The organism is Pseudomonas sp. S150 (genome assembly GCF_004526365.1).
Lineage (GTDB): Bacteria > Pseudomonadota > Gammaproteobacteria > Pseudomonadales > Pseudomonadaceae > Aquipseudomonas > Aquipseudomonas putida_A.
Map to the genome: position 1 here is coordinate 2,734,276 of NZ_CP038207.1, position 24,260 is coordinate 2,758,535.

The 24,260-nt window shown below is 61.7% G+C and carries 16 protein-coding genes; 10 read left to right on the forward strand and 6 right to left on the reverse strand.

Translation table 11 applies throughout. From position 1 onward, the window contains the following. On the reverse strand, nt 1-804 hold the full coding sequence (gene dkgB, locus E3Z29_RS12505) for a 2,5-didehydrogluconate reductase DkgB (protein ID WP_098968016.1): 804 nt from the start codon (nt 802-804) through the stop codon (nt 1-3). Between the two features lie 291 nt (nt 805-1,095). Between dkgB and E3Z29_RS12510 the strand changes: the two genes are divergently transcribed. The 3 genes from E3Z29_RS12510 to E3Z29_RS12520 all read left to right on the forward strand — a co-directional run bounded on the left by E3Z29_RS12510 (nt 1,096) and on the right by E3Z29_RS12520 (nt 4,151). Continuing rightward, on the forward strand, nt 1,096-1,962 hold the full coding sequence (locus E3Z29_RS12510; RefSeq protein WP_098968017.1) for a pirin family protein: 867 nt from the start codon (nt 1,096-1,098) through the stop codon (nt 1,960-1,962). Nucleotides 1,963-2,170: 208 nt separating this feature from the next. After that, nucleotides 2,171-3,613: a mechanosensitive ion channel domain-containing protein gene (locus E3Z29_RS12515; RefSeq protein WP_134785898.1), complete on the forward strand. Its 1,443-nt coding sequence runs from the start codon at nt 2,171-2,173 to the stop codon at nt 3,611-3,613. Between the two features lie 97 nt (nt 3,614-3,710). Then, on the forward strand, nt 3,711-4,151 hold the full coding sequence (locus tag E3Z29_RS12520; protein ID WP_007968280.1) for a carboxymuconolactone decarboxylase family protein: 441 nt from the start codon (nt 3,711-3,713) through the stop codon (nt 4,149-4,151). Nucleotides 4,152-4,302: 151 nt separating this feature from the next. Here the strand turns inward: E3Z29_RS12520 and E3Z29_RS12525 are convergent, their stop codons facing one another. Together E3Z29_RS12525 and E3Z29_RS12530 are read right to left on the reverse strand one after the other, a co-directional pair. Continuing rightward, a complete protein-coding gene (locus tag E3Z29_RS12525) occupies nt 4,303-5,895 on the reverse strand; it encodes a DHA2 family efflux MFS transporter permease subunit (RefSeq protein WP_134785899.1) in 1,593 nt (530 codons plus the stop codon). Further along, entirely contained in the window at nt 5,892-7,013 is a 1,122-nt protein-coding gene (locus E3Z29_RS12530) for an HlyD family secretion protein (protein WP_134785900.1), read from the reverse strand. Before E3Z29_RS12530 ends, E3Z29_RS12525 begins: the two co-directional genes overlap by 4 nt. Nucleotides 7,014-7,355: 342 nt before the next feature. Here E3Z29_RS12530 and E3Z29_RS12535 point away from each other — a divergent pair, with 342 nt between their 5' ends. Together E3Z29_RS12535 and E3Z29_RS12540 are read left to right on the forward strand one after the other, a co-directional pair. Next, a complete protein-coding gene (locus tag E3Z29_RS12535) occupies nt 7,356-9,083 on the forward strand; it encodes a ShlB/FhaC/HecB family hemolysin secretion/activation protein (RefSeq protein ID WP_134785901.1) in 1,728 nt (575 codons plus the stop codon). A gap of 113 nt (nt 9,084-9,196) precedes the next feature. After that, nucleotides 9,197-13,666 carry a hemagglutinin repeat-containing protein gene (locus E3Z29_RS12540; RefSeq protein ID WP_134785902.1) on the forward strand — a complete coding sequence of 1,490 codons (4,470 nt, stop codon included), beginning with the start codon at nt 9,197-9,199 and terminating at the stop codon, nt 13,664-13,666. A 139-nt stretch (nt 13,667-13,805) separates the two neighbouring features. On the opposite strand, the gene nhaA is transcribed toward E3Z29_RS12540, so the two are convergent. Next, complete coding sequence (nhaA, locus tag E3Z29_RS12545) at nt 13,806-15,008, reverse strand: Na+/H+ antiporter NhaA (protein ID WP_134785903.1); 1,203 nt, start codon at nt 15,006-15,008, stop codon at nt 13,806-13,808. A 221-nt stretch (nt 15,009-15,229) separates the two neighbouring features. On the opposite strand from nhaA, the gene E3Z29_RS12550 reads away from it, so the two are divergent. From E3Z29_RS12550 to E3Z29_RS12565, 4 genes are all read left to right on the forward strand, one after another. Continuing rightward, complete coding sequence (locus E3Z29_RS12550) at nt 15,230-15,607, forward strand: c-type cytochrome (protein WP_134785904.1); 378 nt, start codon at nt 15,230-15,232, stop codon at nt 15,605-15,607. Between the two features lie 95 nt (nt 15,608-15,702). Beyond that, the gene (locus tag E3Z29_RS12555; protein ID WP_003223490.1) at nt 15,703-16,203 is read left to right on the forward strand and encodes a sigma-70 family RNA polymerase sigma factor; all 501 of its coding nucleotides are present in this window, start codon (nt 15,703-15,705) and stop codon (nt 16,201-16,203) included. Nucleotides 16,204-16,243: 40 nt separating this feature from the next. Beyond that, on the forward strand, nt 16,244-17,227 hold the full coding sequence (locus tag E3Z29_RS12560) for a FecR family protein (protein WP_134785905.1): 984 nt from the start codon (nt 16,244-16,246) through the stop codon (nt 17,225-17,227). Nucleotides 17,228-17,325: 98 nt separating this feature from the next. Continuing rightward, the gene (locus E3Z29_RS12565; protein WP_134785906.1) at nt 17,326-19,749 is read left to right on the forward strand and encodes a TonB-dependent receptor; all 2,424 of its coding nucleotides are present in this window, start codon (nt 17,326-17,328) and stop codon (nt 19,747-19,749) included. Nucleotides 19,750-19,803: 54 nt separating this feature from the next. Here E3Z29_RS12565 and E3Z29_RS12570 read toward each other — a convergent pair whose 3' ends face one another. Together E3Z29_RS12570 and E3Z29_RS12575 are read right to left on the reverse strand one after the other, a co-directional pair. Further along, nucleotides 19,804-21,312, reverse strand: a complete 1,509-nt coding sequence (locus tag E3Z29_RS12570; protein WP_134785907.1) for a serine protease — start codon at nt 21,310-21,312, stop codon at nt 19,804-19,806. Nucleotides 21,313-21,405: 93 nt separating this feature from the next. Continuing rightward, nucleotides 21,406-22,557 (reverse strand): MFS transporter, encoded by a 1,152-nt coding sequence (locus E3Z29_RS12575; protein ID WP_098968027.1) that lies wholly within the window; start codon nt 22,555-22,557, stop codon nt 21,406-21,408. Between the two features lie 637 nt (nt 22,558-23,194). Here E3Z29_RS12575 and E3Z29_RS12590 point away from each other — a divergent pair. Next, complete coding sequence (locus tag E3Z29_RS12590) at nt 23,195-24,175, forward strand: diaminopimelate epimerase (protein ID WP_134785909.1); 981 nt, start codon at nt 23,195-23,197, stop codon at nt 24,173-24,175. Nucleotides 24,176-24,260: the final 85 nt, after the last annotated feature.

Below are 24,260 nucleotides of genomic sequence, written 5' to 3' on the forward strand. Positions count from 1 at the left end.
TCAATCCCACTGCGGGGCAATGCCTTTCGGGCTGGTCAGACGATGGCCGCGCTCCAGACCGGCGATCAGCGCTATGTCGGATTCGCTCAGGGTCAGCGTGGTGGCGCCGAGGTTACTCTGCAGGTTGGCGCGTTTGGTCGACGATGGAATCACCGCGTAACCCGACTGCATCGCCCAGGCCAGGGTGACTTGCGCCGGGGTCGCTTGCAGGCGTTCAGCGATCTGCTGAATCACCGGATCCTTCAGCACTTCGCCATAGGCAAGGGTCATGTAGGAGGTGATCTGGATGCCTTGGCTGCGGGCGAACTCGACCACTTTGCGATTTTGCAGGTACGGGTGCAGCTCGATCTGGTTGGTGGCGATGTTTTCCGCGCCGACCGCTGCGATGGCTTGTTGCATCAAGTCGATGGTGAAGTTGGACACCCCGATCTGCCGGGTCAGGCCCAGACGCTTGGCTTCGAGCAGCGCGCCCATGAATTCGGCGACCGGCACCTGATCTTCCGGCGACGGCCAGTGGATCAGCGTCAGGTCGAGGTAGTCGGTCTGCAATTTCTGCAGGCTTTCCTTGAGGCTGTCGATGAGACGATCCTTGGCGAAGTTGGCGATCCAGATCTTGCTGGTGATGAACAACTCTTCGCGAGCAATGCCGCTGGCGGCGATGGCCTGGCCGACCTCGGCTTCGTTCTCGTAGATCTGCGCGGTGTCGATGGCGCGGTAACCGAGTTCAAGGCCGGTGCGCACCGAATCGATGACCACCTGACCTTGCAGGCGAAACGTACCCAGACCAAAAGCGGGAACAGACATTGATGACTCCAGGGTTGCAGTGGGAATGGGCAGGAGTATCCGCGTCTGCGTGCTTGGGAAAAACCGCTGCTGGGGCAAAGCACTGTTGAGCAGAAGTCATGAATCTTTCCCGATAGTTGTGTTGTCCGGACTGGCACCTTCGCGAGCAAGCCCGCTCCCGCAAGGATCGAGACTCAACGGTGGGACTGTTCTATAAATGGAACACTAAAGCCGGTTTTTGCCGTCTAGTGCTCAAAACGCTATGGATTTAAGCTTAATCCATTGCGTCACCCACCTTTTCTGGAGGCAACCATGAAAAACATCATCGGTATCTACACCAGCCCTCGCGGCCATTGGGTCGGCGATGGTTTCCCGGTGCGCACCCTGTTTTCCTACGACAACCTGGGCAAACACATCAGCCCGTTCCTGCTGCTCGATCACGCAGGCCCGGCCGAATTCACCCCGACCACCGAGCGCCGTGGCGTCGGCCAGCACCCGCACCGTGGTTTTGAAACGGTGACCATCGTCTACGACGGCGAAGTGCAGCACCGCGACTCCACCGGCAGCGGCGGCACCATCGGCCCCGGCGATGTGCAGTGGATGACCGCCGCGTCCGGGATCCTCCACGAGGAGTTCCACTCGGATGATTTCGCCAGAACCGGCGGCAAGCTGGAAATGGTGCAGCTGTGGGTCAACCTGCCGGCCAAGGACAAAATGGCTGCGCCTGGCTACCAGACCATTCTCGACGGCGATATTCCGAATATCGCGCTGAAGGACGACGCCGGCCGGCTGCGGCTGATTGCCGGTGAGTTCGAGGGGCATAAAGGCCCGTCGCACACCTTCACGCCGATCGACGTCTGGGACCTGCGGCTGAACGCCGGCAAATTGCTGACGCTCGATCTGCACGAGGGACGCAACACCGCGCTGGTGCTGTTGAAAGGTTCGGTGCAGATCAACGGTGCGCAAACCGCGGGTGTCGGGCAGTTGGTGCTGTTCGAGCGCGACGGTCGTCAGTTGACCCTTGTGGCCAGTGAAGACGCAGTGGTGTTGCTGCTCAGCGGCGAGCCAATCGACGAACCAATTGTCGGCCATGGCCCGTTCGTGATGAACACCGAGCAGGAAATTCATCAGGCATTCGCCGACTTCCAGTCGGGACGTTTTGGCCAAATGCACGGGTAAATTTCACCCCTGTGGGAGCGGGCTTGCTCGCGAAAGCGCAGTGCCAGTCAATGCATGTCTGACTGATCCACCGCCTTCGCGAGCAGGCTCGCTTCCACAGGGGCTTTCCGGTGTTTTTGCGCTGGTGTTCTGCCTCTGAAATCAATTACTCCTACACTTGCCCAATCTGTGCGATCTTCTCGCGACCGGGCCCTGTCGGAGTGCTTTGATGTTGTCTTTTTTGACCGAACATCCGTTGTTTTGCGCGTTGATCCTGATCCTCCTCGATCTCGGGCTGTGGCGCCTGATCAGCTCCCGTGGCAGCGAGTGGAAGCTGCTGGTGCGGGTACTGATTTTCAGCCTGTTCAGCGTGCTGTTGTTCAACGAAGGCCTGAATCCGATGGAGCCGGCGCCGTGGGCCGACAACGTGCCGCTGCACCTGGCGGCGACCGGGTTGCAGATCGGCTGGTGGCTGTTCGGCGCGCGCACCCTGACCGTGCTGATCGGCGCGGTGATGATGCAGCGGGTCGGCCACACCGGACGGCTGTTGCAGGATCTGCTCGGTGCGGTGATTTTCCTGATCGCGATTATCGCGGCCCTGGCCTACGTGCTGGATCTGCCGGTCAAAGGTGTGTTGGCGACGTCCGGGGCCTTGGCGATCATCGTCGGTCTGGCGTTGCAGAGCACCCTCAGCGATGTGTTTTCCGGGATCGTGCTCAACACCACCAAGCCCTATCAGATCGATGACTGGATTTCGATCGATGGCACCGAAGGCCGGGTCATCGACATCGACTGGCGCGCCACGCGTCTGCAGACCAGTCAGGGCAGCATGGCGGTGATTCCCAACTCGCTGGCGGCCAAGGCCAAGATCATCAACTTCAGCCGTCCGAGCAACATGTTCGGGGTGGCCGTCAGTGTCCAGGTCAGCCCGCATGCCCGGCCCAATACGGTGATCGATGCGCTGGAGCGGGCGATGCAGGGCTGCCGCCCGCTGCTGGACAATCCCTCGCCAAGTGTCGCGCTGAAAAGCTCCAGCAGCGCCGGCGCGGAATATGAAATCAGCGGTTTTGTCTCGTCGATGGATCAGAAGCGCTCAGTGCGCAATCAGCTGTTCGATCTGGCTTACCGGCATCTGCAGGCATCCGGGATCAATCTGTTGTCGAGTGTCGAACCGATCGTCGCCGGCAACCTCTCGCGGCCGCGGGCGCTGCTCGACAGTTCGCCGATTTTCTCCACGCTGCGCCAGGAAGAGAAAGACACCTTCAGCCAGAACATGACCCTGCAAACCTTCCGTGCCGGCGAGACGATCCTCGACGCCGGGGAGGTCAGCGATCATTTGTTCATCATCGAATCGGGCGTGGTCAGCGTGACCTTGACTCGCCATGGCAGCCCGTTCGAATCCGGGCGCATGGGGCCGGGGGAGGTGATCGGCGAGGCCGGCATCCTCTCCGATTCGTCGGTGCCGGCGACCTTTGCGGCGAAAACCTTCTGTGCGCTGTACCGCATCGAGAAGACCTACCTGAAGCCGTGCCTGGATGCCCGACACGACATCAATGAGGCGATGAAGGCCTTGCTCGATTATCGCCTGCACAAGGCCCAGAGCCTGACCCAGGACGTGCCGACCGTGGTGGCGAAAACCGGGTTCCTGCACTGGTTGCGCAATCGGGTGTGACAGGGTGGTCTACTCGTCTTCCGGGAGATTGGCTATTTGTCCGGGGCAAGTGCGGGACTACCTTAGTCACACATTCACTGGCCCCGGAAACTCAATCATGAAAGCTCGTACCGATTTCTACACCGCCTCCCCAGACGCCCTGAAAGCGATGATCGCCCTGGAAACCGCGGTCTCGAAACTGCCGCTGGAAAAGACCCTGGTCGAACTGGTCAAGCTGCGCGCTTCGCAGATCAACGGCTGCGCCTTCTGCATCGACATGCACACCGCTGACGCGATCAAGGGCGGCGAAACCCCGCGTCGACTGTTCGCCGTCACCGCGTGGCGTGAAGCGCCGTTCTTCACCGAGCGCGAACGCGCTGCGCTGCTGTGGACCGAATCGCTGACCCAACTGAGCCTGACCCACGCCCCGGACGAAGACTACGACATCGTCGCGGCGCAATTCACGCCCAAGGAAATGGTCGACCTGAGCGTGGCAATCAGCACCATCAACAGCTGGAACCGTCTGGCGGTGGGCTTCCGCAAAACCCCACAGCTCTGACAGTTCACGGTCGAAAACTGTGGGAGCGGGCTTGCTCGCGAAGGCGTCGTGTCAGTCACTTTAGTGGTTATCTGACACACCGCCTTCGTCGGATCGCCGCCCGGAGCAAGCCCGCTCCCACAGTGAAAAGTGCAAAACTTCAGAAGGGTGATCAATGCGCATCCGCACTCGGCGCGGCCGGTGGTTGCACCTTGCGCATCAAGGGCACCATCGCCGTGGCAATGATGAAGCACAGCATGATCATCAAAAAGGTATCGCCGTAGGTCTGGGTCTGCGCCTCGCGGTAGGTCAGCAGCCACAGTTGACGCAGGCCTGCGGTGACGCCGACGTCACCACTCTGACCCAGTGTCGCCAGGTTGCCACCGACCTGCGCCAGCCACTGATTCATCGCCTCGTTGCTGCTGTTCAAATGCTCGGCCAAGCGGGTGAAGTGCAGGTTGGTGCGGTCATTGAGAATGGTCGCGCACGCAGCAATGCCGATCGCTCCGCCCAGATTGCGCATCAGGTTGAACAGCCCCGAAGCGTGCTTCAAGCGCGCCGGTGCCAAGCCCCCCAAGGTCAGCGTCACCGCCGGCGGCACCGCCAGTTGCTGGGCGATCCCGCGCAGCGCTTGCGGTAGCATCAACTGGCCGGAACCCCAGTCATGGGTGATCGGACTGAACTCCCACATCGACACGGCAAACAGGCCCAGGCCGATCATCATGATCCAGCGCAGATCCATGCGATTGGCGAGAAAGGCATACAGCGGAATCGCCATGATCTGGAACACCCCGGTGGAAAAAACCGCCAGACCAATGTCCAGCGCGCTGTAACCACGCACCCGGCCGAGAAACAGCGGCGTCAGGTAAATCGTTGCGAACAGACCAATCCCGGTGACAAAGGAAAAGAAGCAGCCCAAGGCAAAGTTTCGATCCTTGAGCGCGCGCAGATCGACGATCGGATTGGCCACGTGCAAGGTGCGCCCGATAAAGGCCAGCCCCGCCAGACCGCTGATCCATGCCGTGGTCAGAATCGTTTGATCGCTGAACCAGTTCCAGCGCGGGCCTTCTTCGAGGGTGTATTCCAGGCAGCCGAGAAACAGCGCGAGAAACACCATGCTCAGGTAGTCCGCGCCCTTGAGCAGCGCCAGTTCCGGCTGGTCGATCTTCACCAGCATCGGCACGGCCACCGCGACAAAAATCCCCGGCACCAGGTTGATGTAGAACAGCCAGTGCCACGATGAAATGTCGGTGATCCAGCCGCCGATCACCGGCCCCAACGTCGGCGCCAGAGACGCCACCGCACCGATGGTTGCGGCGGCAATCACCCGTTGTTTGCCGCTGAAGAAAAAGAACGCGGTGGTGAACACCAGCGGAATCATCGAGCCGCCGAGAAAGCCTTGCAGTGCACGAAAGGCGATCATGCTCTGGATGTTCCAGGCCACGCCGCAAAGCAGACTGGCCAGGGTGAAGCCGACCGCCGAGGCGCAGAACAGCCAGCGTGTGGAGAACACCCGCGACAGCCAGCCCGACAGCGGGATCACAATGATTTCGGCGATCAGGTAACTGGTCTGCACCCAGGCGGTTTCGTCGGTGCCGGCCGAGAGCCCACCGCCGATGTCGCGCAGCGAGGCTGAGACGATCTGGATGTCCAGCAGCGCGATGAACATGCCGATGCACATCGTGGCGAAGGCGAACACTTTGGTCGCAGTGGCCATGTCGGCGGCGTTGAACGGTTGCGCCGGGGCGGCGAGGGCGGTGCTCATGGCGCGATAGCCACGCCGCTGGTTTCGGCTTGTGCGCGGGTGTCGACTTCAGCGGTCACCGACAGCCCCGGCCGCAGATGCCCGAGTACGCCGTCGGCTGGATCGAGGAGGATTCGCACCGGAACCCGCTGGACGATTTTGGTGAAGTTACCGGTGGCGTTCTCCGGCGGAAGCACGCTGAATTGCGAGCCGGTAGCCGGGGCGAGGCTGTCGAGGCGGCCGTGGAATTCTTGGCCGGAGAGCACGTCGGCACGGATGCTCACCCGTTGCCCGGGTTTCATCCGCGCCAGTTGATCCTCCTTGAAATTGGCATCGACCCACAGACCGCTGGCCGGCACCACCGACAGCTGTTGCGAACCCGCCTGGGCATAGGCGCCGACCCGCGCGCGGCGGTTGCCGATCACGCCGTCAACCGGCGCGCGCAGCTCGGTGTAGCCGAGATTCAATTGCGCCAGATCACGCTCGGCGCGGGCTTGTTGCAGGGCGGCGCGGGCCTGTTGTTTCTGGGTGTCGATCACCGCCAGTTGGCGCTGGGCGGCGAGCAATTCAGCCTGGGCGCGAGCGCTCAGGGCTTGCGCGGTCTTGAAAGTCGCGTCGGCACGCTGGGCACTTTCCACCGACACGGCATTGGTGCTGACCAGACGTTTGTAACGCGCATTGTCATCCCGCGAGCGGGCGGTTTCGGCACCGGCGGCATCGATGCCGGCGCGGGCTTGGCCGATCACCGCTTGCTGCAGTTGTTCAGTGGCGTCGAGGTTGGCCAGCAGCGCCTCCTCGGCGGCAACGGCGCCCTCGGCTTTGGCGAGGCTGGCGCGATAGTCACGTGCGTCGAGGCGGATCAGCACGTCGCCGGCCTTGACCGATTGGTTGTCGCTGACCAGCACTTCTTCGATGTAACCGGCGACCTTCGGCCCGATCACCGTCACGTCGCCACCGATGTAGGCATCGTCAGTCTCTTCAAGAAAACGCCCGGTGCCCCACCAATGACTGGCGTAAACGCCGACCACGACCAGCGCGACCAGGCCAGAGCCGGTCAGCAGCAGGCGTTTGCGCAGTGGCGGTTTGGCGGGGGTGACCGGGGCAGACAGGTCTGGCTCAAGGGTGGGCATGCTGGTCATTGCGTAATCCTGCAGAAACGGACTGTTATTACGGGTGTAATATGACGCAAGTAATATTTTGTGACAATTATGTTTTTGTGCCAATCGTCAGTTGCTTATCCGGCCTCGGGGTTTGGAGCGGTTTCGACAAACGACAGCGCCCGTAATACGGGGCCAAATCTTCGAGAACTCGATGAAAGCCCTCGGGGAACCCCTGAGGGACTGACGTTGAACACAGCAAAATCAAATGTTTAAGAAATGTAAGCGTTGTAGGAAGCGTCTTGCATTTGTGTAGGAAGGCTCTGACTATCACTCGCATTGATGAGGTGGCATTACGCTACTTTATGATTGCAAGGATGTTGCGTGCCGTATTTGCTTTGCGCTGTTTTCCGTCGTCGTTCCACGCTTTGCCCGCTGTTGTCGGCCTTTGTGTTGAGTGTGTGTGCCTCCTCGATTCAAGCGGCTGATCCTGTTGCGCCGGGCCAGGAAGTGCTGCGCCAGCAGCAACAGCAACAGCGCGATCTGCAACAACTGCAAATGGAACAACGCAAGCGCCAACTGGAGCGCGGTGCGTTCGGCCCGGCACCGGTCACCCCGGCGATCCCGCAAACCGTCACCCCCGATGAGCGCTGCTGGCCGCTAAGTGGCACGCGTATCGGTGGCGTCACGCTGATCGACAGCGCCAAGCTCAACGCCCGGATCAAACCGCTGCTGGCGCCGTGCATGGGCGTCGGCCAGATCAACCATCTGCTGGCGACCATCACCGCGAGCTACGTCGAGCAGGGCTACATCGCCAGCCGCCCGTACCTGTTGAGCGCGCCGGCGGCGGGGCAGTCGCTGGACATCATGATCGACGAGGGCTACATCGAGTCCATCGAACTGGCCGATCAGAGCCTCCCCGTTTCGCTGGGCGGCGCGTTCCCGCATATGCTCGGCCAGCCGCTGAACCTGCGCGATCTGGAGCAGGGCCTGGATCAATTGAACCGCTTGCGCTCGATCGACCTGACCGCCGACATCGCCCCCGGCAGCCAGCCCGGCGCGTCGCGAATCATCCTGCGCTCGCGCACCTCCGGGCAGTCGCGCTGGGCGTTGGGCCTGGGCATGGACAACCTTGGCAGCGCCAGCACCGGGCGTGATCGCGACAGCGTCAGCCTGAACTTCGACAGCCCGCTGCAACTCAACGATCTGTTGAGCCTCAGTGCCAGCGACACGTTGAATCAGGGCGACCGCTACAGTCGCAACGCCAGCCTGTATTACGCGATTCCCTACGGCTACTGGACCTACAGCGCGTTCGCCAGCCACGCCGAATACCGCGCGCCGTTCAAGCTGCCGAGTGCGACCTTGTACAGCACCGGCCTCACCGATCAACTGAGCCTGCGCGCCGACCGCGTGTTGTGGCGCGACCAGAGCCGTCAGCTCAGCGCAAACCTGCAACTGGCACACAAGGACGTCGACAGCTATCTGGAAAATGTCCGTCTGGGCATTCAAAGCCCGACCCTGACCGTGGCCGAAGCCGGACTCAATCTGTTCTGGCTCGACCGTGCGGTGTGGAACCTCGACTTCACCTATTCGCAAGGCCTGCGCTGGCTGGGCGCTGATGACGACGCCAATCATGCGGTCAACAATTTGCCCAAAGCGCAGTTTCGCAAGTACCGCGCTGGCCTCAGCCAATGGCGCAACGGCCAGTTCGGCGCGCAAGCGTGGCAGTGGCAGAGCCAGCTCAATCTGCAATACAGCCCCGACCCGTTACCGGCCATCGAACAGTTGCTCGGCACCGATGATTCGGCGGTGCGCGGCTATCGGGTCAGCAGCGCATCCGGCGCCAGCGGCGCGATCTGGCGCAACACCTTGCGTCTGCCGCTGCGTAGCGATTGGCCGGTGCAGATCACCCCGCGGGTGGGCCTGGACAACGGCTGGCTCAAGGCCGACCACGGCGCCCAGGGCCAGCGCCTGAGCGGCGCCAGCGTCGGGCTGAATCTGGGCTGGAAGAATCTGCAAGTGGACGTCGATTACCAACGCGCCCTCAACACCCCCAGCGGTTTGCAGCACGAGCCAGAGACCTGGCTGATGCGCGTGGGGTTGCAGATATGAGCACCAGCGAGACTCATCAAGCAGTGAACAAACCGCCGTCGGATCTGAGCGCGACAGCCACGGCCAAGACCAAATCGCGTGCCGTGATGCCGTACTTACATGGAGACGTTTTTATGCCAGCACACACCTTTGCATTCCATCTTTCTCCTCGGGGCAAACTGCGCTGGGCGATCGCCAGCCTGTTCTTCGCCGTGCACCTGCCCAGCGCCATCGCCGGCGGTGTGGTGGTCGCTCCCGGCCCCGGCGGCACCGCGCAACTGCAGACCCAGGGCGGCGTGCCCATCGTCAACATCGTCGCGCCCAACGGCTCGGGCCTGTCGCACAACCAGTTCCTCGACTACAACGTCGACCGTCAGGGCTTGGTGCTGAACAACGCCTTGCAGGCCGGGCAATCGCAGCTCGCCGGGCAACTGGCAGCCAACCCGCAACTGCAGGGCCAGGCGGCGAGCGTGATCCTCAACGAGGTGATCAGCCGCAACCCTTCGGCCATCAACGGCGCCCAGGAAATCTTCGGCCGCGCCGCCGATTACGTGCTGGCCAACCCCAACGGCATTTCGGTGAACGGCGGCAGTTTCATCAACACGCCTAACGCCAGTCTGCTGGTCGGTCGTCCGGAGTTGAACGACGGCAAACTGCAAGCCTTGAACACCCGCGACGCCAGCGGTCAGTTGCAGATCCAGAGTGGCGGCCTGCGTAACGCCGAGGGTTCGGTCAATCTGATCGCCCCGCGTATCGACAGCCAGGGCCGCATCGATGCCCGCGATCAGTTGAACCTCACCGTCGGGCGCAATCAGGTCGATTACGCCAGCGGTCAGGTCAAAGCCGTGGACCCGGCGGGCAATACCCAGGATCAGCGCATCGACGCCAGCCTGTTCGGCGCGATGCAGGCCGGGCGCATCAACATCGTCAGCACCGCCGAAGGCGCGGGCGTGCGTGTGGGGGCGGTGCAAGTGGCCGGGCGTGACGGCGTGCAGATCCGTTCCGCTGGCGATCTCAGCGTCAGCGGTGAAGCCATCCCCAACAGCCTCGAAGTGACGCGTGCCAGCATTCGCAGCAGTCAGGGGGATGTCGGCCTGCACAGCGGCAACGACCTGACGCTGGCCGCCACCGATGTCAGTGGTCGCGACGTCAACGTCAATGCCAAGCGCAACCTGACCCTGAGCACCGTAGAAAGCCGCAAGCTTCAGGAAAAACGCGAGAACTGGAGCAACAGCACCATCGGCATCACTTGGGAAACCTACGACCGGACCCAGACCGACAGTGAAACTCGCCAGCACGGCAGCCAGATCGTCGCCAGCCGCGACGTCAAGCTGACCTCCGGCAAAGACACCGAACTCAAAGCGGCCAAGGTTGAAGCGGCGAAAAATCTCGATGTGCAGAGTGGCGGCGATCTGCGCCTGACCGCGGCCACCGAAAGCCACACCCAGACTGATCAGGGCAACCATCGCAAGCATCTGTGGAAGGCCGACTGGAACAACAGCAGCGAAGAACAGCGCAGCATCGGCAGTCAGTTGAAGGGCGGCAATATCGCTCTGCAAACCGCCGCGTTGCTGCGCGCCGAAGGTGCCGAACTGAACAGTGCCGGCGATGTGAAACTGGCGGGCAAGCAAGTGGACGTCACCACCGCCACGCGCACCAGTCGCAGTAATAACAACAGTTACTCCGGCGACCTGGTTGGCGGCGGATTCTTCGGCAAGACCGGTGATGCCGACAAGGGCCAGACCCGGCATCAGGGCAGCAAAATCAATGCGGCCGGCAAACTGATCGTCAAGGCTGACGACGTGCGCATCAGCGGCAGCCAGGTCCGTGGCGGCACCGAGGCCAGCGTGATCAGCGATCAGGGTTCGCTGGTGATCGATGGTGTGCAGGACACTTCGCACAGCAACAACCACGACAAGGACAGCAAATTCTTCGGTATCACCAAGGACGAGTCGCGGCAGAATTCCAGGGACAGCACCACGGTGCGCAGCGAGCTGGTTTCCGACAGCAATCTCAAGCTCAAAAGCGCCAAGGACATCGAAGTGGCCGGCTCTACGGTCAAGGCTGGTGGCGTGCTGACGGCGGACGCAGCGGGTGATGTGAACGTGCATTCCACGCAGAACAGCCACGACAGCAGCTCGACCACCGAGACCCGTGGCTTCGATGCCTACGCCAAAGAGCAAACGCCGGAGCAATACCGCGCCGGGGTGCACTACGAAGACAAGCAGCAGACCGTCACCCGTAACGACGTCAACCAGCAAGGCTCCAGTCTCAGCGGCACCACCGTGCAAGTGAAGGCCGGCGGCGATCTGACAATCAAGGGCGGTGAAGTCAAATCCACGGCCGGCGACACCACGCTGAGCGGCAAGAACGTGTCGTTGCTGGCCGAACAGGACAGCCACAAAACCTCATCCGACACCTCCAGCACCGGCGGTGGTTTCTACTACACCGGCGGCCTCGACCGCGCTGGCAGTGGCGTCGACTTTGCCCACAGCACCACGCAAGACAGCAGCGGCAAAACCACCGCGCAAACCACCCACGTGCAAAGCAGCGGCAGCCTGAACATCAATGCCGACAAACTGCTGACCGAAGGCGCGCAGGTCAAGGCTGGCAACGGTCTGAACGTCGCGGCCAACGAGGTCGACAACCGCGCCGCCAGCAACACCGAAAGCAGCACTCACAACCAGAGCAAGTGGTCGGCGGACATCGGCGCCAACGTCGAGTACAAGGACATCGCCCGCCCGATTGCCGGTGCGGTCAAGGATGTGCTCAACGGCAAGGTGCCGGACAAGGAAGCCCTGAGCAATCTCGGCCAGCCGAACGTCGGCCTCGACGTGGCGATCGGTCACGGCAGCGCCGACAAGACCGAGCAGAGCAGCAACGCTGTGGTCAGCCGTTTCGACGGCGGCAGTGTCGACGTGAAAACCGCCGGCAACCTGCACGACCAGGGCACCCAGTACAGTGCGAGCAACGGCATGGTCAACATCAGCGCTGACAAACTGGTTGCCGATGCCGCGAGCAACACTCACAGCAGCACCGATAACTCGGTGGACGCCAAGGTCGACGTGCGCGTCTACACCAAGACCGGCGAGGACGTGAACGTCGCCGGCAGCGGCGCGGGTGGCAACAGCTACAGCAGCAAGGACAGCAGCACCGCAGTGGTCGGCGGTTTTGCCGGCAGCCAAGGCGTGAACATCAAGGTGGGCGGTGATGCGCAGTTCGCTGGCAGCCGTTTCGACGGCGGGCAGGGCGGTGTGAACATCAAGACCGGCGGCGATCTGGCGCTGAATCAGGCTACCGACCGCCAGAGCAGCAGCGACTCCAGCCTGCGCGGCAACGGCTCGCTGACGGTCGGCACCTTGCCGGGCACCGACGGCACCAACGTCGACCTCGGCGCTGGCTTCCAGCTTGATCACACCGGCAAGCAGACCAATGACACCCAGGCTCACGTGGCGAGCATCAGCGGCAACGGCCCGGTGCAACTGAGCAGCGGTGGCAATCAGGTTCAGCAAGGCACGCAGATCGACAGCGTCGGCGGCATTGAGCTGCACGCTGACGGCAAACTCGATCTGCAAGCGGCCGTTGATACCCACACCGCGACTGGCAGCAATCTCGGCGGCGGCTTGAAGGGCGGCGGCAGCAAATCCAGCAGCGAGAAGAGTCGCGATCAGGGCGGTAATCTGAGCGGTAACTTCAACATTGGTCGGGTCAACGAAAACTCGCAAACCCTGACCGGTGGCCAGCTCAACAGCCAGAGCAACGTCGCCTTGAGCGGTGACGCGGTGCACCTGCAAGGCACGCAAGTCAGCGCGCCGAACGTCAGCATCGATGCGCAGAAGGGCGGTTTGGTTCAGGAATCGGCGCAGTCCACCGAGAGCCGCAACAACTGGAACGTCGCGCTGAATGCCGGCGGCAACCTGAGCAGCAAGACCCCGACCGCAGCCGATGAAAAGGCCAGCAGTGACCACGGCTTCAACGCCGGGGCCAAGGTCGGCGTCGATTACCTGCAAGGCACCACCCAGCAAAACAGCCAGATCAAGGCTGACAGCGTGGTACTCAATAGCGCAGGCGATGCACAACTGTCTGGCGCGCGGATCGACGCGAACACTGTCGGCGGCAAGGTTGCCGGTAATCTGACCGTCGAAAGCCGTCAGGACTCGAAGACGCAGGCCAAGGTCGATGTTGATCTGGGCCTGACGGCGAAGAAAAATCCACCGAGCGACAAGGAAAAGCTCGCCGGCACTGACTACAAACCAACGTTGAAAGCGCAGGGCGAATACGCGCACAAGGACAGCGTGGCGCAGGCGTCCGGCATCAGTGGCAATCAGGGCGTGAATCTTGCGGTGGGCGGCGCAACGCAGCTGACTGGCGCGCGGATTTCATCGCCTGAGGGCAAGGTGGATCTGGGCGGTTCGAAGGTCAGTAGCAGCGATCTGGTCAACCGTAACTACGGGGTAAAAGCCGGACTGGATCTGCCGCAGAAAACCGAGGAGAACGCACCGAAGGTGTCGTTCGATAACGGCAATCTGAAAGTCGGTCCGGTGACCCTGAGCGGCAATCTGGACAGCCAGACCCTACAGGCCGGGATCGACGAAAAAGGCTGAGCAGCACCGCTGTAAAAACTGTGGGAGCGGGCTTGCTCGCGAAGGCGGTGGTTCAGTCGATAAATTAGCTGACTGAATTGACGCTTTCGCGAGCAAGCCCGCTCCCACATTGGTTTTCTGTCTCGACCCGATCTGGCGGTCAGCTCGAAGCCTTCGCCTTACCCGCACTCATCAGCACGACCACCGCCAGCAGCGCGGACAAAATCGAACCCAGCAACACACCCACCTTCACCGAGTCGACCAGATGCGGCGCGCCCGGGAAGGCCAGTGCGCCAATGAACAGGCTCATGGTGAAGCCGATCCCGCAGAGCAGGGCGACGCCGTACAGTTGCAGCCAGTTCGCGCCTTGCGGCAGTTGCGCCAGGCCGCTGCGAATCGCCAGGGCGCCGAGGCCGAGGATGCCGATCTGCTTGCCGAACAACAGCCCCAGCGCGACGCCCAGCGGCACCGGCTCAAGCAGGTTGCTCGGAGAAATGCCGGTCAGCGACACACCCGCGTTGGCGAAGCCGAAAATCGGCACCACGGCGAACGCCACCCACGGATGCATTTTTTCTTCGAGGTAGAGCAGCGGCGAGTTGTGCTCGTCTTCGGGATTTCCCAGCGGAATGCACAGGGCCAGAATCACCCCGGCGAGGGTCGCGTGGATCCCCGATTGCAGCATGAAGAACCACAGGAAGGCGCCGGCGATCAGGTATGGCCAAAGCTTTCTGACACCGCAGCGGTTGAGGATTACCAGCAGTGCAATCACCGCCAACGAGGCCAGCAGCATGCTCACCGACAGGCCGCTGGTGTAGAAAATCGCGATGATCACCACTGCGCCCAGGTCATCGAGGATGGCCAGCGCCGAGAGGAAGATTTTCAACGAGACGGGCACTCGTTTGCCCAGCAGCGACAGCACGCCCAAGGCGAAAGCAATGTCGGTGGCGGCGGGGATCGCCCAACCGCTCAGGGTCTGCGGATTGCCCCAGTTGATCGCGACGTAGATCAGGGCCGGGACCAGCATCCCGCCCAGCGCGGCGAAGCCCGGCAGCGCGCGCTGACCCCAGGTCGACAACTGACCGGCGAGCATTTCGCGCTTGATCTCCAGGCCCACCAGCATGAAGAAGATCGCCATCAGGCCATCATTCACCCAATGCTCGATCGACAGACCGGCGATCTTGATGTGCAAGGTCAAGAAATACGTGGCCGCCCAAGGCGAGTTGGCGACCAGCAGCGCGGCCAGGGCAGCGGCCATCAGAATCAGGCCACCGGCGGACTCGGCGGCGAAAAATCGCGAGAGAAAGGCCAGGGCAGAAGGCGACTCCTGACGGGCAGCCTGCAGGCGTGACGGATCGTGGCTCATAGGCACAGCAACTCCGCGCGGCGGCCCGACCTGCGCTGAATTAAACCTGCCCTGCCGCGTTGTTGCGGTGGCACCCGGGCGGCATTTTACACAATAGGCGGGACGGCTGCGAAAAACTCGACGACGTGGGTCGCTGCCCGGCAATTTCTCGATACGTGGAAATTGGCTTCCTGATGTGTGCTTAGCTGTGCGTCGTCCGTTTCAGCCTCTGCTCTATAAAAATGAAAACAACCCTCGTCACCTTATTCGCTTTGTTATCAGTCATTCAGACCTCCCTGTCCGTTGCGGAAAATGCCAACGGCAAAAATCTTTATGTCCAGCGCTGTGCTGTGTGCCACGGCGCCGATATCAAGGCAACCGGGCCATTGGCCAAAAAAAGCAATCCGCCAACGCCTGACCTGACAACAGCCACCTTCAAGAAACGCCTTAAGGATTATCCGGGCGTCATCGTGTCCTCGATCATCCTTCGTCCCAATGGAAACCTGATTCCAAAAACCTTGCAGGACAACGGCGTGAAGATCGCGCCGCACGCCTGGAGCGTTCAGGATTTTCGCGATCTGCATCAATACATGAGTGAGGTGATTGCAAAAGCACGATGACCTGGAGATGAACGGCGGATCGGGTCTCCAAGGAATGAATTGCCGGCCTTAATAGGAAGCATTACTATTCACGCCTCTTTCCCCAGCACGCTGTCATGAACCCCATGCTGCCCCGCAGACCCGGCTTTTTCGAGCATTACGAAGAGTTGATCGGCACCTGGACCCGGCGTCTGCGCAACCGCGCGCAGGCCGAGGATCTGGCGCACGACACCTTTGTGCGGGTGCTCGAATCCGATTCGGCAGCGGTGCAGCAGCCACGGGCGTATCTGCACCAGACCGCACGCAACATCGCGGTCGATGGTTATCGGCGTGAGGATCGGCGGGAAGCCATGGAGTCGCAGGCGATCGATCACAGTGTGTCGTCAACCGGGGACCCGGAGCATTACATGCAGGCGATCCAGCTGGCCGACTCCATCGAACGGGCGCTGCAGGAGCTGCCGCTCAACTGCCGGAAGATTTTCGTCTGGCAGAAGATCGAAGGGCTGACCCAGGCGGAAATCGCTGAGCGCCTGGGGCTGTCCAGAAATATGGTCGAAAAGTATATGATCCGCACCCTGCGCCACTTGCGCGATCGTCTCGACGGCATGCAGTCATGAGCGGCCGCCGCGTTTCATCCCCAGCCCGACAGGACATTCCATGATGGATACCCGTGATTGCGCGTGCGGGCAAACAACGGTGCGCGATGAGGCGGCACGCTGGTTTGTGCGTTTGCAGGAACCGCTGATCAGTGCCGACGAACAGCAGCGCTTCGACGTATGGCTGAACCAGCATCCGCAACACCGTGACGAATTCCAGTTGCTGCAAGGCCTGTGGACGGCGGCCGATCTGCTGCCGGCGCCACGTCTCAAGTCCCTCGTCGAAACCCCGCCAGCCCGTCGCGAACGTCGCCCGCTGCTGCGCTATGCCGTGGCCGCCAGTGTGCTGGCGGTGGCGCTCGGCCTCGGTCTGTTCAGCGGTCTGAATCACCCCGACGGCTACAGCGCCGAGTTCGCGACGGCGCTGGGTGAGCGCAAGCATGTGGCGCTGCCGGACGGATCGGTGATCGACCTGAACAGCCGCAGCCGTCTGCAGGTGCGTTTTGAGAAGGATCGGCGGCTGATCGAATTGAGTGAAGGCGAGGCGATGTTCAGCGTTCAGCACGACACGGCGCGGCCGTTCGTGGTCGAGGCCGGCAGTGGCAAGGTCACGGTCACCGGCACGCGTTTCGATGTGCGCCGCGATGTCACGCAAACCCGGATCGCGGTGGAACAGGGCACGGTCAAGGTGCAGGGGCGCAATGCGCTGGACGACCAATTCATCAACCTGACCGCCGGCCTCGGCACCCATGTCGATGCCGAAGGCAAAGTCGCTGCCGCCTACGCGGTCAAGCCTGCGGAACTGACGGCGTGGCGCAGCGGCAAACTGGTGTTCAACAACGCCAGCCTCGGCGAAGTGGCGGCGGAAGTTTCGCGTTATCGCGACAAGCCACTGACGGTCAGCAACCCCGCCGTGGCCAGTCTGCGCCTGACCAGCGTGTTCAAAACCGACAACACCGACGCCTTGCTCAAGGCCCTGCCAAACATCCTGCCGGTGGCCGTTCGCACCCTGGCCGATGGCAGTCAGGAAATAATTTCAAAATAACATTCAGGTTTTTTTCGAGTTCATCGTCTTCCTGTTCAACTGCAACTGGTTTGCATTAACAGACGCACACTCTTGCGCTCCACAGGACTACGTTCGACGTGAAAAACACCTCAACCAACAACAAAAAATCCCCTTGGTTACCGCTGGCCCTGACGCTGGCGGTCAATGCTGCGATGCCGCTGGCCTATGCCGCCGAGGCCATTCACATCCGCGCCCAGCCGTTGGGCCAGGCCCTGAGCGAGCTGGGCCAGCAAACCTCGCTGCAGGTGTTTTTCAGCCCGGATCTGGTCGCCGGCAAACAGGCTCCGGCGGTCGATGGCGACATTTCTCCCGAGCAGGCGTTGCGCCAATTGTTGCAGGGCAGCGGCCTGGACTATCAGATCAACGAAGGCTCGGTGACCCTGGCCCCGGCCGCAACTGCCGCCAGCAATGGCCCACTGGAACTGGGCGTGACCGACATCAAAGTGGTCGGCGACTGGCTCGGCGACGCCGATGCCGCCGTGGTGCAGAACCACCCGGGCGCACGCACGGTGATCCGCCGCGAAGCCATGGTCGAGCAGGGCGCGATGAACGTCAGTGACGTGCTCAAGCGCGTGCCGGGCGTACAGGTGCAGGACTCCAACGGCACCGGCGGCAGCGACATCGCGCTGAACGTCGGCGTGCGTGGCCTGACTTCGCGCCTGTCGCCACGCTCCACGGTGCTGATCGATGGCGTGCCGGCCGCGTTCGCGCCGTACGGTCAGCCACAACTGTCGATGGCGCCGATCTCCTCGGGCAATCTCGACAGCATCGACGTGGTACGCGGCGCCGGTTCCGTGCGTTACGGCCCGCAAAACGTCGGCGGGGTGATCAACTTCGTCACCCGCGCCATTCCGGAAAAAGCCACCGGGGAAATCGGCACCACCCTGGAAACCACCCGGTACGGCGGCTGGAAGCACATCGACACGGCGTTTCTCGGCGGCACCGCCGACAACGGCATGGGCGTGGCGCTGTTGTATTCCGGGGTCAATGGCAACGGTTACCGCGAGCGCAACAACGGTAACGACATCGACGACGTGCTGCTCAAGACCCATTGGGCGCCGACCGATCAGGACGATTTCAGCCTCAACTTCCATTACTACGACGCCAGCGCCGACATGCCCGGCGGCCTGACGCAGAAGCAGTACGACGACAAACCGTATGATTCGGTGCGCGATTACGACAACTTCAGCGGTCGGCGCAAAGACGTGTCGTTCAAGTGGATCCGGCAGATCGACGAGCGCACCCAGGCAGAAATCCTCACCTACTACACCGACAGCTTTCGCGGCAGCACCATCGCCGCCCGCGACCAGAAAACCCTCAGCTCGTACCCGCGTTCCTACTACACCCTCGGTGTCGAACCGCGTGTGTCGCGGGTGTTTGACGTCGGCCCGACCACGCAGGAAGTCAGCGTCGGTTATCGCTACCTGAAAGAGGCGATGCACGAACAGTCGAGCCGTCTGGCGCTGGTCAATAATCAGCCGGTGGTCACCCCGACGTCCGACGGCCATGTGTTTCAGGACCGCACCGGCGGCACCGAGGCCAACTCGGTGTACGTCGACAACAAGATCGACGTCGGCAACTGGACCATCACCCCGGGCATTCGCTTCGAACACATCAGCACTGACTGGCATGACCGCGCCGTGCTCGACACCGCAGGCAAACGCGTGCCGGAGAAAAACCGCAGCATCGAAAGCAACGAACCGCTGCCAGCGCTGAGCGTGATGTATCACCTGTCGGACGCGTGGAAACTGTTCGCCAACTACGAAACCTCGTTCGGCAGCCTGCAGTATTTCCAGCTCGGCCAGGGCGGCTCGGGCGACCAGACCGCCAACGGCCTGGAGCCGGAAAAAGCCAAGACTTACGAGATCGGTACGCGCTACAACGATGACGTGTGGGGTGGGGAAGTGACGTTGTTCTACATCGACTTCGATGACGAACTGCAATACATCAGCAACGATGTCGGCTGGACCAACCTCGGCGCGACCAAGCACCAGGGCATCGAAGCGTCGGTGCACTACGACATGGCAGCGCTCGATCCGCGTCTCGATGGTCTGACCGCCAACGCCGGTTTCACCTACACCCGTGCGACTTACGAAGGCGAGATTCCGGGCTTCAAGGGCCGTGATCTGCCGTTCTATTCGCGGCAGGTGGCGACCGTAGGCTTGCGTTACGACGTCAATCGCTGGACCTACAACATCGATGGTTTCGCCCAATCGAAACAACGCTCGCCGGGCACCGGGGTCAACGCCGATGGCAGCTTCAACGGCAACTACATCACCGAAGGCACGGCCGACGGGCAGTACGGCGACATCCCGGGTTACGTGACCTGGAACGTGCGCGGCGGGTATGACTTCGGGCCGCAAGTGTCGAATCTGAAACTGGGTGCCGGGGTGAAAAACGTCTTCGACAAGCAGTACTTCACCCGCTCCAGCGACAACAATTCGGGGATGTATGTCGGTGCGCCGCGTACGTTCTTCGTGCAGGCCAGTGTAGGTTTCTAAGGCGCTGTTGTGGCTGAATCGGTTTCACACGGTTCAGCCACAAAAAGCCTGAAGCTATTGAGGGATCAGAAACTCGATGGTCGGCCCGGGATTCCCGGCCAGGTCTGCGCCTTTGAGGCAGACGTTCTTTCGGCCATTGGCAATGGAAACATGGAACACGCCTGTGGAGGGTGATACGCGTTGAAATCCCTGCCCGTCATTGCAATTGATGCTCCCTGGCTGGCCGTACTTATATTGAAATCGGGCGGGATCCAGATCCGGTGAAACCGGAAATACCCTGATGTCGTATTCGTCGCCACCTACCGCTTCGACCTTATAGGCAGGCTTCAGCGGTGCGGGCGCGTCCATCATCCAGCGCCAGTAGACGCTGGGTGTTCTTCCGGCCCATTGCTTGGGTACGTCCGTAGGCCGCTGTTGGCCAATCAGGCAGAGAAAGTACAAGCCTGAGCCGTCTTTAAGTTCATGACTCAATTGATTATCGGCGTCCGGTGCAGCCGTTCGCACTTGGCTATAGCCATCAAGGTTCTGACATTCGTCCAGAGTGCGCGTAAAGCGATAGCGGTAGTAAGGCGCGGTTGTGGTGAACGTTTGCAGCCATCGCCAAGGCACGACTTGTCCATGTTCGTCGCGCTCGACCTTAATGTAACCGCTGTTTTTCGGCGAACCAGGAAACGACCAGTTCTCTCCAAGCGGGCAACCGCCCAGACGTGGATTGAAATGCCCCTTGGCGAAACAGGCGCCCAGTCCATCGGTTGTGGAGGCGTAGTTGGTGTCGCTGCGTTTATCGACCTGTCCCCTCGCGACTTCGCAGGGCGCGCCTTTTTTGCAGCGATCGCGCTCACTCCCGCGAGTGGTGGTGCCCAGCACACCCACAACTTCATTGGTGTAACGCGCAAGCAATGGCGAGCCTGAAAGCCCACTGACAACATCGAGGCAACGGTTGCTTGGTTGTCCGACCCAACGCCATGGGCCTTCAATGATCGCTGCCGAGTGTTCCTGCTTGCAGGCCATGCGCTGAATGAAACCGCTCATGGGCGCGCCGGTGATCAGAATATTGTCTTCGGCGACCAGCGGGGTCTGCGCCAATTTCAACGGCTGGATACCGTCTCTGATCAACTGTTCGAGAGGCTGTTGAAGTTCAACGATAGAGAGGTCTTGACCGCGTAGCGTGCTCCAGACAATGCGACTGACGCTGTAGGAATGGCTTTGCGGTTGCGTGTCAAAAAAATAATTGAACGTCACCCGACCCTTTGCCGGTTGATTGACGATGATCTCGTTATTAGCTATCTCCGGGTGTGTGCAGTGTCCGGAGGTCAGTACGTAGGCGGGTTGCGACACTGTACCGGGTTCTCGTGTGTCAATGAGCGTGCCGGAGCAGGTCATGCCGCCTTCAACTTCAACACGGCCAATGGCTTGCCAATGCGCATAGTTCCCGCTGGCATTGGCCAGCCGCTCAGCAGGCGCAAAATTGGCAGTGCCTTCGCCCCAGTCGTATCGATTAACGGAAGCGCATCCCTGGAGAATAGTGATTAGCGCAATAACTGATCCTGTTCCAATGTTCATGCCGGATTTCCTTTCCTCCTGAGCTGGAAATCAACCCTATGATTGGGGGCAGGGCTTGTCTACTGTCAAACCTGACAGGTACCGCGCCAATGTTCAGACTTTCAAGGTCTTGCCGCCGATGGCCACCGCCACCAACAACACCGCCATCAAGCCAAACGCAAAACTCAAACTGCTGGCATGCGCGACAAAACCGATCACCGCCGGCCCCGCCAGAATCCCTGCGTAACCCAGCGTGGTGATTGCCGGCACCGCAATGCTTTCCGGCATCACCGTCTGCTTGCCCACCGCCGTATACAGCACCGGCACGATGTTCGAACAGCCCGCGCCGACCAGCGCATACCCCAGCAGCGCGGCTTCCCAGCTCGGGGCGAAGGTCGCCAGAAACAGGCCTGCCGCTGCCAGCAGCCCGCCAAACAGAATGATCCGCGTAGCCCCGACACTGCGCACGATCCGGTCACCCAGCAGGCGTCCCACCGTCATGGTCAGGGCAAATGCGGCGTAACCCAAGCCCGCATACGCCGTGTCGATCCCGCGTTCCTGTGCGAGGAACACCGCGCTCCAGTCGAGCGCCGCGCCTTCGGTGAGGAACACGATGAAACACATCCCGCCGATGAACAGCACGATACCGTGGGGAATGGCGAATGCCGGGCCCGAGCTTTCACTGCCGTACGGCAGCATGTGCGGCACCGCTTTGACCAGCGCGCCGATCAACACCGCCACCACCACCAGCATCGCCGCCAGTGGCGTCAGGCCGAGGCCGAGGAGGGCGCTGACACCGGCCGCGCCGACAATCCCGCCGAGGCTGAACAGGCCATGAAACCCCGACATCATATTCTTGCCACTGGCCCGCTCGACGATCACCGCTTGCAGGTTGACGGTCGAATCCACCGTGCCCAACCCGGCGCCGAACATGAACAGCGTGGCGATCAGCGCCGGTATCGACGACACTGTCGCCAGCAACGGCAGCGCCGCGCAAATCAGCAGGGTGCCGCCGGTGGCGACTTTGCGGCAGCCGAAGCGCGTGGCGAGAATCCCCGCCAGTGGCATCGCCAGAATCGAGCCGACCCCCAGGCACAGCAGCAGAAGGCCCAACGTGCCTTCATCGAGTCCGGCGCGGGCCTTGGCGTACGGCACCAGCGGCGCCCACGCGGCAATGCCCAGGCCGGCGATGAAAAAAGCGATGCGTGTGGACACCTGTTGCAGGCGTCCGGGGACGAAGGTGTCTTGGGGGTTGAGGCTGGTCATATCGATCCTTGGCAAAAAACGTCGCGTCCCCGAATGACAGTGATAGCGCGTCGAGGTTCGATCGCAGGTCACGGGGGAGTGCAGCCGACATCCTAACCTGTGGGAGCGAGCTTGCTCGCGAATGCGGTATATCAGCCAATGAATATGGCGACTGATACGCAGCCTTCGCGAGCAAGCTCGCTCCCACATTGGATGACCGGTGTTCACAAATGCCCGTTCTGTGCAGAACCCTGTGGCAGCGGGCTTGCCCGCGATTGCGGTGGTTCAGGCGATGAATATGGCGACTGACACGCCGCTTTCGCGAGCAAGCTCGCTCCCACATTGGATGACCGGTGTTCACAAATGCCCGTTCTGTGCAGAACCCTGTGGGAGCGGGCTTGCCCGCGATTGCGGTGGTTCAGGCGATGAATATGGCGACTGACACGCCGCTTTCGCGAGCAAGCTCGCTCTCACATTGGATGACCGGTGTTCACAAATGCCCGTTCTGTGCAGAACCCTGTGGGAGCGGGCTTGCTCGCGAAGGCGGTGGCTCAGGCAATGACCAGGGCGCCTGATACTGCGCCATCGAGAGCAGGCTCACTCCTACAGGGGATCGCGGTTTACAGTGATGGCTTCGACAAGGTGAGTGAGGCCGGTGATGACGCAGTTCTACGATGCGCGGGGCAATATTTACGGGGTGGTTTCGCCTGAGGCGCTTCGCGAGGCGGGGATCGATCTGCCGAACGATGCCGCGCAGTGTGCTGTGTCGAGACCGGCATGGAGTGGCGCAGCCATTGCGCTGTACTGCGAATGGCCCGAGGGCCAGCGTCCGGCGGGGAGCAAATCGCACCGCAGCGATGGTCTGTTGATCGGCCCGTTTCAGTCGGCAGCGCCGTTCGACGTGCTGATCGTCAATACCGACGGCACCTTGGCCGAGCGCAGCGGCAATGGCCTGACGATTTTTTCCCAGTCGTTGCTGGAGCAGGGGCTGATGCCGGCGGAAGGGGCGTCGCTGCGAGTGCATCACGACAAGGGCGACGCAGTGGAAACTTCGGTGAAACCGGCTGCAGTCGAAGGCGTTCACGGCTTCTGGCTGGATCTCGGTCAACCGGGCTTCGGGCCTTCAGCGGTGGCCGCTCAAGATGTTGAAAGCCGCGAGTTCAATGATCGTCAGGTGAGTCACGTAACACCCTTGGCACAGCTCGATCCCGCGTGGCAGCACAGCCAGTTCGTGCGCATCGGCAATCCGCATTGCGTGACCTTGCTCACCGACGTTGCCGTGTTGCCGAGCAACTCACAAATGCGCGAATCGCCCTGGTCTGAAGGCCTGACCCGAATCGCCTACGCGATGCCGACCGGCGCCGGCCAGCCATGGCCGGCGGGCATCAATCTGCAATGGGCCGCGCTTGAGTCAGCGCAGCGCATCGTCGCCCGAGTATTCGAGCGTGGCGAAGGGCCGACAGCGTCCTCCGGCACCAGCGCCAGTGCGGTGGCGTGTGCCGCATGGGCGGTGGGTTGGGTGGCGAGCGGCGAAGTGCACGTCGTCATGCCGGGCGGGACGGCGCCGGTGTTGCTCGAAGAAGAGCAGGGCGAATTGGTGCGGGTCAGGCTGTTTGGTACGGCTCGATTGATCGACTGAAGCGGCAATCGCCTCCGCTGGCAAGCCAGCTCCCACAGAGTTATATGGTGAACACAAATCACGCGTTCACTGCTGGATACTGTGG